Source organism: Mycobacterium dioxanotrophicus (assembly GCF_002157835.1).
GTDB lineage: Bacteria > Actinomycetota > Actinomycetes > Mycobacteriales > Mycobacteriaceae > Mycobacterium > Mycobacterium dioxanotrophicus.
Genome location: NZ_CP020809.1, coordinates 457,323 through 472,438, shown reverse-complemented (window position 1 = coordinate 472,438; position 15,116 = coordinate 457,323). Strand labels below are relative to the sequence as shown.

The window sequence follows — 15,116 nt, the reverse complement described above, 5'->3', positions numbered from 1 at the left end:
GCTCAGTCGATGAAGCGCCGGGCCTCGGCCGCCAGCCGGTCCCGCAACACCGCGGCGGATTCGCGGTAGCCGCGGGCCTCATCGGGCCGACCCAGCGCATCGGCGGCCGCGGCGAGGGCGTCGTCGACCGGGCCGACCATCAACCCGTCGACCCCGAGCCCGGCGATCCGGCCGGAGTAGGGAGCCAGTTCCGCCGCCCGCGCCCGGATTTCGTCGACGTCGCCCAGCGCCACCGCGGCGTTGACGCGCAGCACGGTGAACGGCAGCCAGAAATAGGCCCGCTCGATGGGCCCGCGGTCCTGCCACAGCCGGCGGGCCTCGGCCTCGCGATCGCGGGCCACGAGCGCCAGTACCGCCGCATCCAGCGCGGCGACCGACACCTCGCGATAGAAGAACACCAGCTCGTCGGCCAGCAGGCCCAGATCGCCGAGGCAGAATTCACCGGTCACCCGGCCCACCATCGCCAGCTTGGCCCCGTTGGCGGCGCCGTTCTCCACCATGCGTGCCGCCAGGTCGGTGTAGGCACTCACCGCCTCGTCCAGGCGCCCCGCCAGCAGGTACATGCGGGCGCGGAACAGGCCGAGCACGCCGAGCAGGTGGACCAGCTGGCCGGTACCGGCCCTCGCCACCGCGAGGTCGACGTGCCGTTTGGCGGCTTCCAGATCGCAGCGATTCCCGGCCGCCAGCGACAGCAGCCAGTGCGCGACCGCTTGATAGTCGGCCTGTTCGGCGGCTTCCGCGGTCCGCAGCAGCTCGGCGGCGATCGCTTCGCGCTCGGCGTCGAGATCCGGCCCCAGCGAGCAGTAGGCCCGGACGTTGAGCGCCGTGCAGAGCAGCCGGCCCGACGACTCGGGCTGCTCGGCATACGCGCGGCGCGCCAGTTCCAGCAGTTCGGTGCTGGCCGCCAGCGCTCCATCGGGGTCGGTGCCCTCCAGCTCCACGAACAGCGCCTTGAGCAGCTTGATCCGGTCGACCGTGCTGACCTCGCCCGCAAGCATCCGGCGCAGCCGCCCGATCATCTGTTCGTCGGACTCGTCGTATTCGCGGTCGCGCCACACCAGCGGGGTGTCCCATGCGGTGAGGACGCGCACCGTCAGGTCGTCGCGGGACTTGTCGGACAGCAACTGCAGCGCGGCCTTCATCTCCACGCGCGCCGCGACGGCGTCACCTGACTGCGCCAAGGCGGAGATCAACCCACAGCGGGCGTCGATCTCGCGCTCCACGGCGGCGGGATCGGCCTGCAAGCGGCGGCTCGCGGCCAGTTCGAGCATCTGCACCGCCGCGCGCCACTGTCGGGCACCCTCGGCGTGAGCACCGACCGAATCCGCCTCGCCGGCCGCTTCGGTCGCGAAAGCCGCAGCAGCCAAAGCGGTTTGAGCGGTCGCAGAGGCGACGGCATGATGCGCCAGGGCCGCCGGGTCTGCCGAGCGACCGGGCGCGGTGAGCAAATCCAGTGCGGCGGCGTGCAACCGGGACCGGCGCAGCTTCGAGGTGTCTTCGTAGAGCGTGTCCCGAACCAGGGCGTGGGCGAACCGCAGCCGGCCCGGGACGGGTTCGTCGAGCAGACCGAGCAGCACGGCAGGCTCCAACGCGTCGAGCAGATCATCGGGATCGCCGCGGCCGAGTTCGGCAAGCAGGTCGACGTCGATGTCACGTCCCAGCACGGCGGCTTGCCGCAGCGCCGTCACACTCGAGCCGGGTAACCGGGCGAGCCTGCGGCGCAACACATCTCGAACCCCTACCGGCACGGAGGCCCGGACCGCATCGGATCCCTCGGCGGCCATCAGCCGGGCCAGTTCCCGAACGAACAGCGGGTTGCCGTCGGTACGCTCACGCAGCAGCCGCAGGGCCTCTCCGCTGACGGCGGCCAGCCCGCAGTCGGCGGCCAGCGTGGCCGTGGCCGCGGCGTCCAGCCCGCCCAGCATCAGATGCGCCGCGGTGTGGACCGTCAGCGCCGCGCGCGCCACCTGCAGTTCGCCGCGATCCTCCGACGGGCGATAGGTGCCGATCAGCAGCACCCGGCAACCCTTGATCCGGTCGGTCACCAGCCGCAGCAGTTCCAGCGTCAGACCGTCGGTGCGATGCAGGTCGTCGAGCACGACGGCCAGCGGCCGGCCGTCAGCGACCCCGCTCACCACGTCGGCAACCGCCTGCCCCAACCAGAACGTGCCCGCCTCGGTTGCCGCGCCGTCGTGCAGCAGCGGGGCCAGCACGTGCCGGTCGTCCACATGCACAGCGGGATCGACCAATTCGCGCAGCACCTCGGTCCACGCCCAGCCTGCCGGTGCGCCGTCGACCTCAGGGCAACGGCCGTGCACCGTGCGCCATCCCGCCGCACGCAACCGCGCCGCCGCGGCCTCGGCCAGGGTGGTCTTGCCGGAGCCCGCCTCACCCCCGATCCACAACACCGCGCGCTCGCCCGCCGCAACGGCCCGCGCCGCGTCATCGATGGCCGCCAGCTCCTCGGCGCGGCCGTAGGCCGACCGGTCCGGCCGATCGGGTGCCGCGAACTGCAATGCCGGTTGCGGGCGCGGCTGCGGGCGCGACGGTTCCAGATGGTCGGCGTGGCGCAGGATGTCGCGCTCGAGATCACGCAGCGCGCGGCCCGGCTCCAGCCCCAGCTCGTCGATCAGATGTTCCCGGGTGCGGCGCAGCGCCTCCAGCGCGTCGGTCTGGCGTCCGGCCCGGTACAGCGCGGTGGCCAGCACGGCGGCGGCATTCTCGCGCCCCGGGCAATCACCCACATGGCGCTCCAGCGCCGCGATCGCGGTGCCGTACCGGCCGAGCTCGACCAAGGCGGCGGCGTGGCATTCCACCGCGGCCAGCCGCAGTTCGTTCAGCCGGGCCACTTCCGGGGCGGCCCACAGCGCGTCGCCGGCGCCCGCGAACGGGTCACCCGCCCAGTCGGCCAATGCCTCGTCGAGCAGGCACGCCCGCTGCTGTGGGTCTGATTCTTCATATGCCGCAGTGACTTTCGCTTCGAACCGCCACGAGTCGACGGCGTCGACCGGAAGCCGCAGGCAGTACCCGGGCGCGGCGCTGACCAGGATGCTGGCCGGGGCCCGGCGCTGCCGTCCCGGTTCGAGGGCACGCCGCAGATGCGACACGTAGACCTGCAGCGCCGACAACGCCTTGGGCGGCGGCTCGCCCTCCCAGAGGTCGTCGATGAGCCGGTCGACGGACACGGTGTGGCCGTGTGCCGTGACCAACCGGGCCAGCAGCGCGCGCTGCAGCCGTGCCCCCAGATCGACCGGTGCGTCACCGACCCAGGCTTGTACCGGGCCGAGCACGCTCACCCGCACGGGGTCCACCGCAGTCATGGCCGCGGTGTGACTACTTCGCCGGCTCCAGCACCGCGGTGCCGACGAACGGCACCAGGGCTTCGGGGACCCGCACGCTGCCGTCGGGCTGCTGGTGGTTCTCCAGGATCGCCACCAGCCAGCGGGTGGTGGCCAGCGTCCCGTTGAGCGTGGCGGCGATCTGCGGCTTGCCGTTCTCGTCGCGGTACCGGGTGGACAGCCGCCGGGCCTGGAACGTCGTGCAGTTGGACGTCGAGGTGAGCTCCCGGTAGGTCTGCTGGGTGGGCACCCAGGCCTCGCAGTCGTACTTGCGTGCCGCTGACGAGCCGAGATCGCCTGCGGCGACGTCGATCACGCGGTAGGGCACACCGATGGCGGCCAGCATCTGGCGCTGCCAGCCCAGCAGCCGCTGATGTTCGGCCTCGGCGTCCTCGGGCTTGCAGTAGACGAAGCCTTCGACCTTGTCGAACTGATGCACCCGGATGATGCCGCGGGTGTCCTTGCCGTAGCTGCCCGCCTCGCGGCGGAAGCACGACGACCAGCCGGCGTAGCGCCGCGGGCCGGCCGACAAGTCGAGGATCTCGTCGGAGTGATAACCCGCGAGCGGCACCTCGGAGGTGCCGACCAGGTAGAGGTCGTCGGCCTCCAGCCGGTACACCTCGTCGGCGTGCGCACCGAGAAAACCGGTGCCCGCCATGACCTCCGGGCGCACCAGAACCGGCGGGATCATCAGCGTGAACCCGTTGGCCACCGCAAGCTGGGCGGCCAACTGCAGCAAGCCGAGCTGCAGCAGGGCGCCGTGCCCGGTGAGGAAGTAGAAGCGCGAGCCCGAAACCTTGGCGCCGCGTTCCATGTCGATGAGGCCGAGGGCCTCGCCCAGTTCCAGATGGTCCTTGGGGTTCTCGATGGCCCGAGGTTCGCCGACCGTTTCGAGCAGCGCGAAATCGTCCTCGCCGCCGGACGGCACACCGTCGATGACGACGTTGGCGATCGCCATGTGGGCAGCGGTGAAGGCCGTGTCGGCGTCAGCCTGCGCCACCTCGGCCGCTTTCACCTGCTCGGCCAAATCCTTGGCCTTCTGCAGCAGGGCCGGGCGCTCCTCGGGGGAGGCCTTGCCGACCAGCTTGCTGGCCGCCTTTTGTTCGGCGCGCAGATTGTCGGCGGCCGACACGGCCGCCCGCCGGGAGGCGTCTGCTTCCAGGAGCGCGTCAACGAGGGCGGGATCTTCACCGCGGGCCCGTTGCGAAGCGCGAACGATGTCCGGGTTCTCGCGCAGCAGCTTGAGGTCGATCACGGGCGCAACCATACTTTTCTATGGCGCCGGGTGTGCATCCGAGGTGGCTGATGCGTGGTCCTCAGCCGTCGGCAAGCACAACCACATAACGTTACAACCGCATCACTTGTCACATGGCCTGACACGCCTGTCACAATGGACGCGATGTTGGAGGCACCCGAGCAAGACGATCTGCTCCCCTACCGGACCGATGACGATCGGAAGTGGGGGAAGTGGTGGAACAGTTTGCACGCCGCGTCGGCGCGACGTGTGCTGTTGCTGACGGCGCTGGGTGGCCTTCTGATCGCCGGACTCATCACGGCGTTCTCGCACGGCACGGGCTCTGAGGCCGGGCTCAGCGCTGGCTCGATCTCGCTGGGCCCCCGCGGCAACGACACGTTCGATCACGTCAAGCCCGGCGACTGCCTGAACTGGCCGGGCACCAACCCCGACGCCGCCCACATCGTGGCCTGCAAGGACGAGCACCGGTTCGAGGTCGCCGAGTCCATCGACATGAAGACGTTCCCCGGCACCGAATACGGCCCCAACGCCGCTCCGCCGTCGAAGGAACGCGTCGCCCAGATCAGCCAGGAGCAGTGCACGCCGGCGCTGCGGTCGTACCTGGGTCCCAAGTTCGACCCGAACGGAAAGTTCACCATCGGCCTGCTGTGGTCCGGTGAGAAGGCCTGGAAGCAGTCCGGTGAGCGACGCATGCTGTGCGGCCTGCAGTTGCTCGGTCCCGGCGACACCCAGCTGCCGTTCCGGGGCAACGTCGCCGACATCGACCAGTCGAAGGTGTGGGCCGCGGGCACCTGCCTGGGCATCGACCCTGCCACCAACCAGCCCACCGATGTTCCGGTCGACTGCGCGGCGCCGCACGCCATGGAGGTCACCGGCGCGGTGAACCTGGCGGAGAAGTTCCCCGGCGCCCTGCCTGCGGACCCTGATCAGGACTCGTTCATCAAGGACACCTGCACCAAGCTGACCGACGCCTACCTTGCGCCGGTGCAGCTGCGTGCCACCACCTTGGCACTGAGCTACAGCACCATCTCGCTGCCCAGCTGGTCGGCGGGCAGTCATCAGGTGTCGTGCAACATCGGCGCCACCCTCGGCAACGGCGGCTGGTCCACCCTGGTGAACAGCGCCAAGGGCCAGCTGTTGATCAACGGGCAACCGCCCGTCGCGCCGCCGGACATTCCCGAGGAACGGCTCAACCTGCCGCCCATCCCCATGCCCGACACCTCGTCGTCCTCCGGCTCGCAGTCGTCGAGCTCGCAGTCGGGGTCGTCGAGCTCGGGCTCGTCGTCCAGTTCGTCGAGCTCGTCGGGTTCCTCGTCGAGCAATCAGACCCAGCACATGCCTCAGCAGCCGGCATCCAGCACGGCCGCACCGGCACCGGCGTCGAACACCAACCCGCCGCCGCCTGCCGCACCGCCCGCAGGCGACCAGCCCGCACCGGCACCTGCTCCGGCAGGCGACGCACCGCCACCGGCTCCCGCGGGTGATCAGCCCGCGCCTGGGCCGGCACCCGGACCGGCGCCCGAGATTCCGCCCGCACCGCCGGGACCGTGACCCGTGGCCGCGCGGATGCGCCCGCAACGGTTTGACGAGCTGGTTTCCGACGCACTGGATCTCATCCCACCCCAGCTGGCGGCCGCGATCGACAACGTCGTGGTGCTGGTCGAGGACCGCAATCCCGACGAGCCCGACATCCTCGGTCTGTACCAGGGCATCGCGCTCACCGAACGGGACTCCTGGTACGCCGGTTCACTGCCGGACACCATCACGATCTACCGCGACGCGATCCTGGACATCTGCAGCACCGAGGACGAGGTCGTCGACGAGGTGGCGATCACGGTGATCCACGAGATCGCGCATCATTTCGGGATTGATGACGAGAGGCTCCACCAACTCGGGTGGGGATGACCCGCGCGGCAACCACGCAGTGTCGGCCCACGGTGCTATGAACGGGCCATGAGCATCCAGTGCCGAGATTGCCTGGCCGGGCTGGAGCACTGCCACGGCACGGTCATCCACCACGTCCGATACCGCGCGGAGTGCACCGACGACGGCTGCACCACACCGGAATCCGTACACACTTTCAGCATCGACTGCGAGTCCGCCGGCTGCCCCTGCGGCCGCGACATCGCGGTGGCGATCTAGCTCCGCTCAGCCCATCGGGTCGGGTGCGCGCAGCGCCTCTTCCGTCGGCCGCACGGCCGGTTCGGGGTAGAACGGCGGGGTCAGCTGGGCCCATTGCACGCAACTCCACCGCCCCTCGGTGACGGGCGCCAGGACCACCGACTCGGTGTTGCCCAGGTGATGGTCGAGCGCGAATCCGCCGTCGACACCTGCGAGCACCGCGGCCACCAAGCGGATGGCCGCGCCGTGGCTGACCAGGACGATGTCGCCGGTGAAGGCGTCGTCGTCGAGGTAGCGCAGCCGCAGCTGGGTGAGCACGGGAACGTATCGGTCGAGCACGTCGCTGGCGCTTTCACCGCCGGGCATGGCCAGGTTCAGCTCGCCCCGATGCCAGCGCTGGTAGATGTCGTTGAACTCGGCGATGGCCGCGTCGTCGTTGCGGTTCTCCAGTTCGCCGACCTGGACCTCGTGGACGCCTTCGAACTCGTGGGGTGAGAGCCCCACTTCGCCCGCGATGCCAGCCGCGGTCTGAGCGGCCCGGCGCGCCACCGAGTGGGCGACGATGTGCGGGCGGTTGCCGAGCGCTCCGGCGAATTGCCGCGCCTGGTCACGGCCGAGGTCGGTGAGCTCGGCGCCGGGCGGGCGGGTGTCCAGGCGTCGGTCGACGTTGCCGAGCGACTGGCCGTGCCGGACGAGTATCAGTCGTCCACTCATGCCGTTCCTCCACGCAGCCGCGTCAGCCACTGCGACGCCTCGTCGAGTTGCGGGGGCAGCGCGCCCGCCGCCGATCCAGTCGGCCAGGAACCCAGATATCGCACATCTGCACAACGACGGAAGAGCGCTTTGAGTGCCTCGGCGACCGAATCGTCGTCGATGTGCCCGACGCAGTCGAGGAAGAACATGTACGTGCCCAACTCTGTTCTGGTGGGGCGGGATTCGATTCGGGTCAGGTCGATGTCGCGGATCGAGAGCTCGGTCATCGCCGCGACGAGCGCGCCCGGCACGTTGTCGAGCCGCAGCACCACCGAGGTCCGGTCGGCGCCGGTTGCGGGCGGCGGCGGGCCCGGCTGTCCGGCGAGCACGAATCGGGTGCGGGCATTGGCCTCGTCGACGACCCGGTCGGCCAGCACGTCGAGCCCGCAGCGCTGCGCGGCCAGTCGGGTGCTCACGCCGGCGTCGACGCGACCTTCGGCGACGTCATGGGCGGCCGCCGCGTTGGAGGTGGTCGGGACCACGTCGGCGTCGGGAAGGTTGGCCGCGAGCCAGCGACGCACCTGCGCGAGCGCGACCGGGAAAGCGGCCACCGTCCGGATCGGGCCGCTGTGACCCGGGCGGGTGACGATGGTGAAGGCGACGTCGAGGGTGAACTCGGCGTAGATCTGCAAGGGGCTGCCCGCCGCGAGGCTGTCCATGGTCTGCAGCACCGAACCCTCGATGGAGTTCTCGATCGGGACGCACGCGTAGTCGGCCGCGCCGTTGCGCACCGCGGCCAGCGCACCGGGTGTGGTGTCGGTCAGGACGGGCGTGAACTCGGCTTCGCCGTCAGGGATCCCGGGGATCAGCCCGGCGGTCACCATCTGCAGTAACGCCGCTTCGGTGAAGGTTCCTTCGGGGCCGAGGTAGGCGATGCGCAGCACGTCGCCAACCCTATCGGTTCGGCCACCGTGACCCGGCCGGCGAAGGGGTAAGGCTTGCGCTTTCGCGATCGCCAGTTAAGTTAGGCTTACCTCACTAACGCTGACAAGTAGCGACGAAAGGCGGCGAGATGGCCACAGCGGCACCGACGACAGCTGAACGAATCCGCAGCGCCTGCGCACGAGGCGGGGGCGCCATGCTCGCCGTCGAGGGCATCGAGCCGGTCGCGTCTCCCGTGCACCACCTGCTCGACGACGGTTCGTTCGCCATCACCGTGCCTGCCACCGGCCCGGTGAGCTCCCTGCTGATCTCGTCCGGCTCGGCTGGTGTGCAAGCCGTTCTCGAGCTCACCGACTACGCGCCGCTGCCCCTGCGCGAACCCGTCCGCTCACTGGTGTGGGTCCGCGGCCGCCTGCAGCAGGTGCCCACCGAGACCGTCGCGCCCCTGTTGGACCTCATCGCCACCCAGGATCCGAATCCTGCCCTGCTGCAGGTGAACACCGGGCCCGAGACGGCAGACGACAGCTATGCGCTGCTGCGCCTGGAGATCGAATCGGTGGTGGTGGCCGATTCGACCGGCGCCGAGTCGGTCGCTCTGGGCGCGCTTCTGCAGGCCCGCCCTGACCCGTTCTGCACGATGGAGTCCTGCTGGCTGCAGCACATGGAAGCGGCACACCGCGATGTCGTCGAACGCCTGGCCACCCGGCTGCCGATGGCCCTACGCCAGGGCCGCGTGCGGCCACTGGGCCTGGACCGCTACGGCGTGCAACTGCGCATCGAGAACGCCGACGGCGACCACGACGTGCGCCTGCCGTTCGCCAAACCGGTCGACGACGTCACCGGTTTGAACCAGGCGATCCGGATCCTCATGGGCTGCCCGTTCCTCAACGGATTGCGCGCCCGACGCGTCTGACCCTGCAGGGGGCACGGCTACCGTTGCTCCGGTGACCGCGGCCCCGTCCACCGACCCCCAGCGTCGCGGCCTGCGCATCGAGGTCGCCGTCGTCCTGGCGGTCACGTTCGGACTCAGCGCCTACACCGCGCTGCTGAAGCTCACCGAGGCCGTGCTCCTCGGGCTCTCCGGCCAGAAGATCACCCTCAACCCGAAACGCTCCCCGTTCGACCTCATCGACCTTGGCCTGCACCTCGCAGGCATCGTGCAGCTGCTGGCCTGGGGTGCGCTGGCGCTGTATCTGTTGTGGCGCAGCGGTTTCAGCCCACGATCGATCGGCCTCGGCCGGCCGCGGTGGCGCGCCGACGGGCTGGGCGGCCTCGGGCTGGCAGCCCTGATCGGCCTTCCCGGGCTGGCGTTGTACGCCGCGGCGCGGCTGCTCGGCCTGTCCGCGACGGTGGAACCGGCCGAGCTCTACGACACCTGGTGGCGCATCCCGGTGCTGATCGGCGCGGCCTTCGCCAACGGCTGGGCCGAAGAGATCATCGTGGTGGGATTCCTGCTGACGCGGCTGCGCCAGCTCGACATCAGCCCCGGCCGCGCCCTGGTGATCTCCAGCCTGCTGCGCGGCGCCTACCACCTCTACCAGGGCTACAGCGCCGGAGTCGGCAACGTCATCATGGGCGTGGTGTTCGGTTATGCCTGGCAGCGCACCGGCCGGCTGTGGCCGCTGATCATCGCGCACACCCTCATCGACACCGTCGCGTTCGTCGGTTACGCCCTCGTCGCACACCATCTGGGCTGGTTGCAGTAACCGAAGGCGTCAGGCACGTACATTTTTTCTGTGGACGACAACCGGCAACCGCCCCCACGGCCCCGCCGTGAGCCGTCGCAGGTGATCCGCCGCGATCCACACCATCGGCCCGCCTGGCCGCCCAATCCACCCACCCCGTCGCAGCGCCGCCAACCGCCGCCGCCGCCTCCGCCACCGCGGATGCCCCCGCGCCTGCCGCCGGGGCGCATGTCACCGCCGCCCCTCGACCCGCCCGCCACCACCGCCGCGCCGCCCGCCGCCTGGGCGGCACCGCCGCCGTCGCCCGCCGCGCCCAAGCGCCGCCGCAAACGGCATTGGGGCAAGATCCTGCTGGCGCTGCTACTGGTCGGCGTCCTGGCCGTGGTCGGGCTCGGAGTGTGGGTCGACACATCACTGCACCGCATCACGGCGTTCACCGCCTACCCGGACCGTCCGGCCCCGGGCCGCGGCACCAACTGGCTGTTGGTGGGCTCCGACAGCCGCCAGGACCTCACACCCGAACAGCAGGCCGCGCTCGCCACCGGCGGCGACATCGGCAACGGCCGGACCGACACCATCCTGCTGGTGCACATCCCTGCGCTCGGGTCGAGCACGCCACCGACCATGGTCAGCATTCCCCGCGACTCGTATGTGCCGATACCCGACAACGGCAAGGACAAGATCAACGCCGCGTTCTCGCTGGGTGGCGCGCCGCTGCTGGCGCAGACCGTCGAGTCGGCGACCGGGCTGCATCTGGACCACTACGCCGAGATCGGCTTCGGCGGGTTCGCCGATCTGGTCGACGCCGTCGGTGGCGTCACCGTGTGCCCCGCCGAACCGATCAGTGACCCGCTGGCCGGCATCGACCTGCCCGCGGGCTGCCAGCAGCTCGACGGACGCAACGCGCTGGGCTTCGTCCGATCCCGCGCCACACCCCGCGCAGACCTCGACCGCATGGTCCATCAGCGACAGTTCATGTCGGCCCTGCTGCACCGCGCGACCAGCCCGGGCGTGTTGCTCAATCCTCTGCGCTGGGCGCCGATGGCCCATGCGGCCGCGAACACGGTCACGGTCGACCAGGACGCCCACGTGTGGGATCTGGCCCGGCTGGGCTGGGCATTGCACGGCGATCCGGTCACCACCACCGTGCCCATCGGCGATTTCAGCGCGGGCGACGCAGGTTCGGTGGTGGTGTGGGACCACGACGCCGCGAGCCGTTTGTTCGACGCTTTAGCATCCGATTCGCCACCGCCGGCCGACACTCTCAATGTCAACGAACCAAAAGGTTAGCCAAAGCTAAAACCGTCGAACAGCAAATTCGAACCAGCGCATGTAAGCACCGTCACACGGGTTAGGCAATGCTGACCTCAATGAGGCTGACCTTCGCTGACAATGCCTTCTGACCTGCTATATCCTCGCTGCCATGACGGCTACCGGCGCAATCGACACGAAATTCCACGCCCTTGTGCAGGATCAAATTCGAAACGAATTCACGGCTTCTCAGCAATACATCGCGATCGCCGTGTATTTCGATGGCGCCGATCTGCCGCAGCTCGCCAAGCACTTCTACAACCAGTCGCTCGAAGAGCGCAATCACGCCATGATGCTGGTGCAGTACCTGCTCGACCGGGACATCGAGGTCGAGATCCCCGGCATCGACGCGGTGTGCAACCAGTTCGACGAGCCCCGCGACGCGCTGCTGCTCTCGCTCAAACAGGAGCGCACGGTCACCGAGCAGATCAGCCGGCTGGCCAGCGTGGCGCGCGAAGAGGGCGACTATCTGGGCGAGCAGTTCATGCAGTGGTTCCTCAAGGAGCAGGTGGAGGAGGTGGCGTCGATGTCGACGCTGGTCCGCATCGCCGAGCGCGCCGGTGACAACCTGTTCCACCTGGAGGACTTCGTCGCACGCGAACTCGCCGCCGCGGCGGGCGCCGACCCGTCGGCCCCGAAGGCCGCCGGGGGCAATATCTAGGCGCTCGTCCCGCCGGTCCCGCCCGCACCGGTCAGGCCGTTCTGCAGCCAGTCCTTGGTGCGGCCGGGATGGTTGGTGGCCACCCAGGCCACCCCGATGTCCCGGCAGAAGTTCACGTCCTCGTAGTGGTCGACGGTCCAGCAGTACAGCGCGCGACCCTGCGCCGCTGCCCGGTCGACCAATTCGGGATGCTCGCGCAGCGTCGTGATGGACGGCCCGACGGCCGTAGCGCCGACCGTCGTCGCCGCACTCCCGCCCAGATAGCGCGAGGTCTCCCCCAGCAATACCGTCGGCAGCATCGGTGCCGCGCGCCGGATCCGCCACACCGCGGCCGCGGAGAACGACATCACCACCGCCCGGGACAGGTCCGCCGACGCCGGTGAGGCAATGCCGTAGCGGTGCAACAGCGCCAGCACCTTGTTCTCGACCAATGCTCCGTACCGCACCGGGTGCTTGGTCTCGATGAACAGCTTCACCGGCCGGTTCCAGTCGAGCACCATCGAGACCAGCGCATCGAGGGTCAGCAGCCCGGTGTCGCCCTGGCCGCCCTCGGCGTCCTTGCTGGCATGCCATGATCCGTAGTCGAGGTCACGGAGTTCGGCCAGTGTCATCTCACTGACCAGCCCGGTACCCGTCGACGTCCGGTCGACCCGACGGTCATGCACACACACCAGATGCCCGTCGCGGGTGAGCCGCACATCGCATTCGACGCCGTCGGCCCCCTCACGCAACGCCAGATCGTAGGCGGCAATGGTGTGTTCGGGCCGGTCCGCAGATGCCCCGCGATGCGCCACCACGAACGGATGAGATGGACCCGGTGTCACTGACTCGTCGGCAGCGGCTTCGCCCGCGTTCATACCGCTAATGCTGCCGGGTTCTGCCCTTGGCTCTCAACCGGAACCGCCGGTTCGGGCTCATCCGCGGAGCCGGCGGGCTGCTCCGGACGGCCCGATTCCGCCCCCACCACGACCCAGCGGTGGCTGCGGTGTTCGGCCGGCGCACCTTCGAAGCCGAGATAGACCCGCCAGGCCAGCAACACGGCGGCCAGCGCTAGGAGATACCCGATGGCGACGGTCACGTTGTTGTCAGCGAGGTGCTGCGTGCTGTTGGCAAAGAACGTGACGACGACGGTGCCGATGATCGACCACAACGCGACGACGGCACTGAGCGCCCAGACGATCCACCACACCACGATGGGCCGCCGCAGCCGCGTCAGGCTGCCTTCCACGGTCGCCAACTCGAGGACATAGACCGGTGTGAACAACACGTTGATCCCGGGAATCAGCGAGAGCAGCCACACCTGCCGCGCGGAGTGGGGGTCGGTCTGCCCGTGCTGGGAGTAGGCCGCCGCACGTCGAGCGATGAGCCATCTGATCATGATCACCACGGTCACGCCGAGGATCACCAGCGCCACCAGGCTGGCCACCACACCGAACGCCACGGCCGCGTCGGCGATCAACGGATGCAGCAGGACGCTGCGGTTGATCAGCATGAGCACGTACCGCAGCACATGGGCGAACGCCGCGACACCGAGCGCCACCATCGTCACGACGAGCATGGTGCGCACCGTTGCCGGCGGAGGTCCGTCGTGTTCGCGGTCACCTTCCTCGGCGGCGACGTCGAAATGCTGTTGCAGCCCCCATCGCGGGATGACCGGGTAGCGCGGAGTCGGTCCCAGCGGGCCGCGGCGGATCCGGCGGCGCGGCGGGGCGCCCGGGCGCAACGCGACCCAGCGGTAGCCCGGCGCCAACCGCGGTGTTCCCGCCTGCGGCGGACGTCCTGCGGGCGACGGTGCGGGCTGCTGCGACGGTCGCGGAGCCGCCTGCGGCGGCGCAGCTGCCGGCGGGGGCGGTAGTGCCGGGCGGCCCTGCTGGGGCGACCACTGCGGCGCGGACGGCGCGAGCAGCGTGCCACCACACCGCGGGCACCACGACCGTTGCCGGTCACGCACGTTCCAGCGCGTTCCGCACTGCGAACACACCTGGATCATCGGCCCAGCCTAGCGACGGTTGCGCAGCGGTCGCTCACACGCTGCCGGGGCTGCCGTCGTCGGTGATCACGGGCCGGCCCGCCCCCACCCAGGCCAGCATTCCGCCATCCACGTTGGTGGGCGTGTATCCGTTGCGCGCGAGGTAGTTGGCGACGCGCAGCGACCGCCCACCGGCATGGCACACCACGAAAAGTTCGGCATCGGGATCGATCTCGGCCATCCGCGCCGGCACATCGCCCATGGGGATGTGTTGGGCGCCGGCTGCGTGGCCACGCTGCCACTCGTCGTCCTCGCGCACATCGAGCAGCACCACCGTGTCGCCGAAAACCGTCGGAACTGCGGCGATATCGGCCTGCGCGACCTCCACGTCGTCCATGCCTCCATGCTTGCACGCGGATTCGCGCGGTGCACCCGGCACCCGGGTTGATCGCCGGTTTAGCAATCCGAAACTATCCACAGTTTCCACAGGTCTATCCACAGGCCGACAGCTGCGCCGGGCCCGCACAACCTGGTTTAGCTGTGCACATGCTGATCAACAATGTGGATAACCCTGTGTTCGTGTGGCGGTCAATCAACAGCCGCCTGGCGTTCGAGCGAATGAATTGTCGGGCCGCCCGGGTGGTTGCGAAGCAGCGCGTGATCGAGCGCCTCGGCCGGGCTCGCGCGGGCGGTTGGAATCAGCCTGATTCATCGCCGAACTGCCGTCGCCACAGCCGCGCCGGCGGCCGCGGTGTCACAGCGCCCGGCTCCGTCGCGATTGGTGGGTTGACCTGGCATACCTCACGAACCGGGCCGTGACCCGGGTTTGCCGTCGGCATCGGTCGATTTTTGCCTGACAGTTCCAGGGTCTATGATCGGCGTCACACCAGCTCTTGTGACAGAACTCACTGGGGGCAAACATTGATCGTGCAGGTCAGGAGCGTCTGATGGCGTCACATCCGATGGGGCCCGGGGGGCCGTACCGCATTCCGAGTGGCACACATCCGGCTATCTGCATACGCGCAATCAGCTGGTCGCCTTCGTCCGCGCGGGTGCCATCGCGCTGATCCTGCTCGGCATCCTGGCACTGATCGTCTGGATCTGACTTCCGAGGCATCAGGTATAGGTGTGGGGGGCACCA

General features: G+C 69.5%; 15 protein-coding genes. 8 read left to right on the top strand and 7 right to left on the bottom strand.

Annotated elements, in window-relative coordinates:
- Positions 1-2 precede the first annotated feature (2 nt).
- Together BTO20_RS02170 and serS are read right to left on the bottom strand one after the other, a co-directional pair.
- The gene (locus BTO20_RS02170) at positions 3-3,320 is read right to left on the bottom strand and encodes a BTAD domain-containing putative transcriptional regulator (RefSeq protein ID WP_087072983.1); all 3,318 of its coding nucleotides are present in this window, start codon (positions 3,318-3,320) and stop codon (positions 3-5) included.
- A 13-nt stretch (positions 3,321-3,333) separates the two neighbouring features.
- The gene (gene serS / locus BTO20_RS02165) at positions 3,334-4,593 is read right to left on the bottom strand and encodes a serine--tRNA ligase (protein WP_087081490.1); all 1,260 of its coding nucleotides are present in this window, start codon (positions 4,591-4,593) and stop codon (positions 3,334-3,336) included.
- A 135-nt stretch (positions 4,594-4,728) separates the two neighbouring features.
- Between serS and BTO20_RS02160 the strand changes: the two genes are divergently transcribed.
- Genes BTO20_RS02160 through BTO20_RS02150 form a run of 3 tightly spaced genes read left to right on the top strand, consistent with a single transcriptional unit; the run spans position 4,729 to position 6,735 of the window.
- Positions 4,729-6,144, top strand: a complete 1,416-nt coding sequence (locus BTO20_RS02160; protein WP_087072981.1) for a septum formation family protein — start codon at positions 4,729-4,731, stop codon at positions 6,142-6,144.
- Positions 6,145-6,147: 3 nt separating this feature from the next.
- Positions 6,148-6,498 carry a metallopeptidase family protein gene (locus BTO20_RS02155; RefSeq protein ID WP_198344225.1) on the top strand — a complete coding sequence of 117 codons (351 nt, stop codon included), beginning with the start codon at positions 6,148-6,150 and terminating at the stop codon, positions 6,496-6,498.
- 48 nt (positions 6,499-6,546) lie between these two features.
- A complete protein-coding gene (locus BTO20_RS02150; RefSeq protein WP_087072979.1) occupies positions 6,547-6,735 on the top strand; it encodes a hypothetical protein in 189 nt (62 codons plus the stop codon).
- Between the two features lie 6 nt (positions 6,736-6,741).
- Here the strand turns inward: BTO20_RS02150 and BTO20_RS02145 are convergent, their stop codons facing one another.
- Together BTO20_RS02145 and pheA are read right to left on the bottom strand one after the other, a co-directional pair.
- Entirely contained in the window at positions 6,742-7,428 is a 687-nt protein-coding gene (locus BTO20_RS02145) for a histidine phosphatase family protein (RefSeq protein ID WP_087072977.1), read from the bottom strand.
- A complete protein-coding gene (gene pheA / locus BTO20_RS02140) occupies positions 7,425-8,351 on the bottom strand; it encodes a prephenate dehydratase (protein ID WP_087072975.1) in 927 nt (308 codons plus the stop codon). Before pheA ends, BTO20_RS02145 begins: the two co-directional genes overlap by 4 nt.
- Before the next feature lie 128 nt (positions 8,352-8,479).
- On the opposite strand from pheA, the gene BTO20_RS02135 reads away from it, so the two are divergent.
- The 4 genes from BTO20_RS02135 to BTO20_RS02120 all read left to right on the top strand — a co-directional run bounded on the left by BTO20_RS02135 (position 8,480) and on the right by BTO20_RS02120 (position 12,006).
- On the top strand, positions 8,480-9,262 hold the full coding sequence (locus tag BTO20_RS02135) for a DUF2470 domain-containing protein (protein WP_087072973.1): 783 nt from the start codon (positions 8,480-8,482) through the stop codon (positions 9,260-9,262).
- Positions 9,263-9,293: 31 nt separating this feature from the next.
- Complete coding sequence (locus tag BTO20_RS02130) at positions 9,294-10,055, top strand: CPBP family intramembrane glutamic endopeptidase (RefSeq protein WP_087072971.1); 762 nt, start codon at positions 9,294-9,296, stop codon at positions 10,053-10,055.
- A gap of 30 nt (positions 10,056-10,085) precedes the next feature.
- The gene (locus BTO20_RS02125; protein WP_232491014.1) at positions 10,086-11,324 is read left to right on the top strand and encodes an LCP family protein; all 1,239 of its coding nucleotides are present in this window, start codon (positions 10,086-10,088) and stop codon (positions 11,322-11,324) included.
- 133 nt (positions 11,325-11,457) lie between these two features.
- Positions 11,458-12,006 carry a ferritin gene (locus tag BTO20_RS02120; protein ID WP_087072969.1) on the top strand — a complete coding sequence of 183 codons (549 nt, stop codon included), beginning with the start codon at positions 11,458-11,460 and terminating at the stop codon, positions 12,004-12,006.
- Here BTO20_RS02120 and BTO20_RS02115 read toward each other — a convergent pair.
- The 3 genes from BTO20_RS02115 to BTO20_RS02105 are packed head-to-tail and all read right to left on the bottom strand — an operon-like array spanning position 12,003 to position 14,372.
- Positions 12,003-12,863 carry a glycerophosphodiester phosphodiesterase gene (locus BTO20_RS02115; protein ID WP_087072967.1) on the bottom strand — a complete coding sequence of 287 codons (861 nt, stop codon included), beginning with the start codon at positions 12,861-12,863 and terminating at the stop codon, positions 12,003-12,005. The genes BTO20_RS02120 and BTO20_RS02115 overlap by 4 nt on opposite strands.
- Complete coding sequence (locus tag BTO20_RS02110) at positions 12,860-13,996, bottom strand: DUF4328 domain-containing protein (protein ID WP_087072965.1); 1,137 nt, start codon at positions 13,994-13,996, stop codon at positions 12,860-12,862. Before BTO20_RS02110 ends, BTO20_RS02115 begins: the two co-directional genes overlap by 4 nt.
- Before the next feature lie 34 nt (positions 13,997-14,030).
- The gene (locus tag BTO20_RS02105) at positions 14,031-14,372 is read right to left on the bottom strand and encodes a rhodanese-like domain-containing protein (protein WP_087072963.1); all 342 of its coding nucleotides are present in this window, start codon (positions 14,370-14,372) and stop codon (positions 14,031-14,033) included.
- A 149-nt stretch (positions 14,373-14,521) separates the two neighbouring features.
- Here BTO20_RS02105 and BTO20_RS39130 point away from each other — a divergent pair, with 149 nt between their 5' ends.
- Positions 14,522-14,794 carry a hypothetical protein gene (locus BTO20_RS39130; RefSeq protein WP_157680116.1) on the top strand — a complete coding sequence of 91 codons (273 nt, stop codon included), beginning with the start codon at positions 14,522-14,524 and terminating at the stop codon, positions 14,792-14,794.
- The last annotated feature ends 322 nt before the right edge of the window (positions 14,795-15,116 follow it).

Coding starts and splice junctions, on each gene's coding strand:
- BTO20_RS02105 (WP_087072963.1), bottom strand. CDS start 14,372: ATGGACGACGTGGAGGTCGCGCAGGCCGATATCGCCGCAGTTCCGACG.
- BTO20_RS02145 (WP_087072977.1), bottom strand. CDS start 7,428: ATGAGTGGACGACTGATACTCGTCCGGCACGGCCAGTCGCTCGGCAAC.
- BTO20_RS02120 (WP_087072969.1), top strand. CDS start 11,458: ATGACGGCTACCGGCGCAATCGACACGAAATTCCACGCCCTTGTGCAG.
- BTO20_RS02170 (WP_087072983.1), bottom strand. CDS start 3,320: ATGACTGCGGTGGACCCCGTGCGGGTGAGCGTGCTCGGCCCGGTACAA.
- BTO20_RS02135 (WP_087072973.1), top strand. CDS start 8,480: ATGGCCACAGCGGCACCGACGACAGCTGAACGAATCCGCAGCGCCTGC.
- BTO20_RS02160 (WP_087072981.1), top strand. CDS start 4,729: ATGGACGCGATGTTGGAGGCACCCGAGCAAGACGATCTGCTCCCCTAC.
- BTO20_RS39130 (WP_157680116.1), top strand. CDS start 14,522: ATGCTGATCAACAATGTGGATAACCCTGTGTTCGTGTGGCGGTCAATC.
- BTO20_RS02110 (WP_087072965.1), bottom strand. CDS start 13,996: ATGATCCAGGTGTGTTCGCAGTGCGGAACGCGCTGGAACGTGCGTGAC.
- BTO20_RS02115 (WP_087072967.1), bottom strand. CDS start 12,863: ATGAACGCGGGCGAAGCCGCTGCCGACGAGTCAGTGACACCGGGTCCA.
- BTO20_RS02150 (WP_087072979.1), top strand. CDS start 6,547: ATGAGCATCCAGTGCCGAGATTGCCTGGCCGGGCTGGAGCACTGCCAC.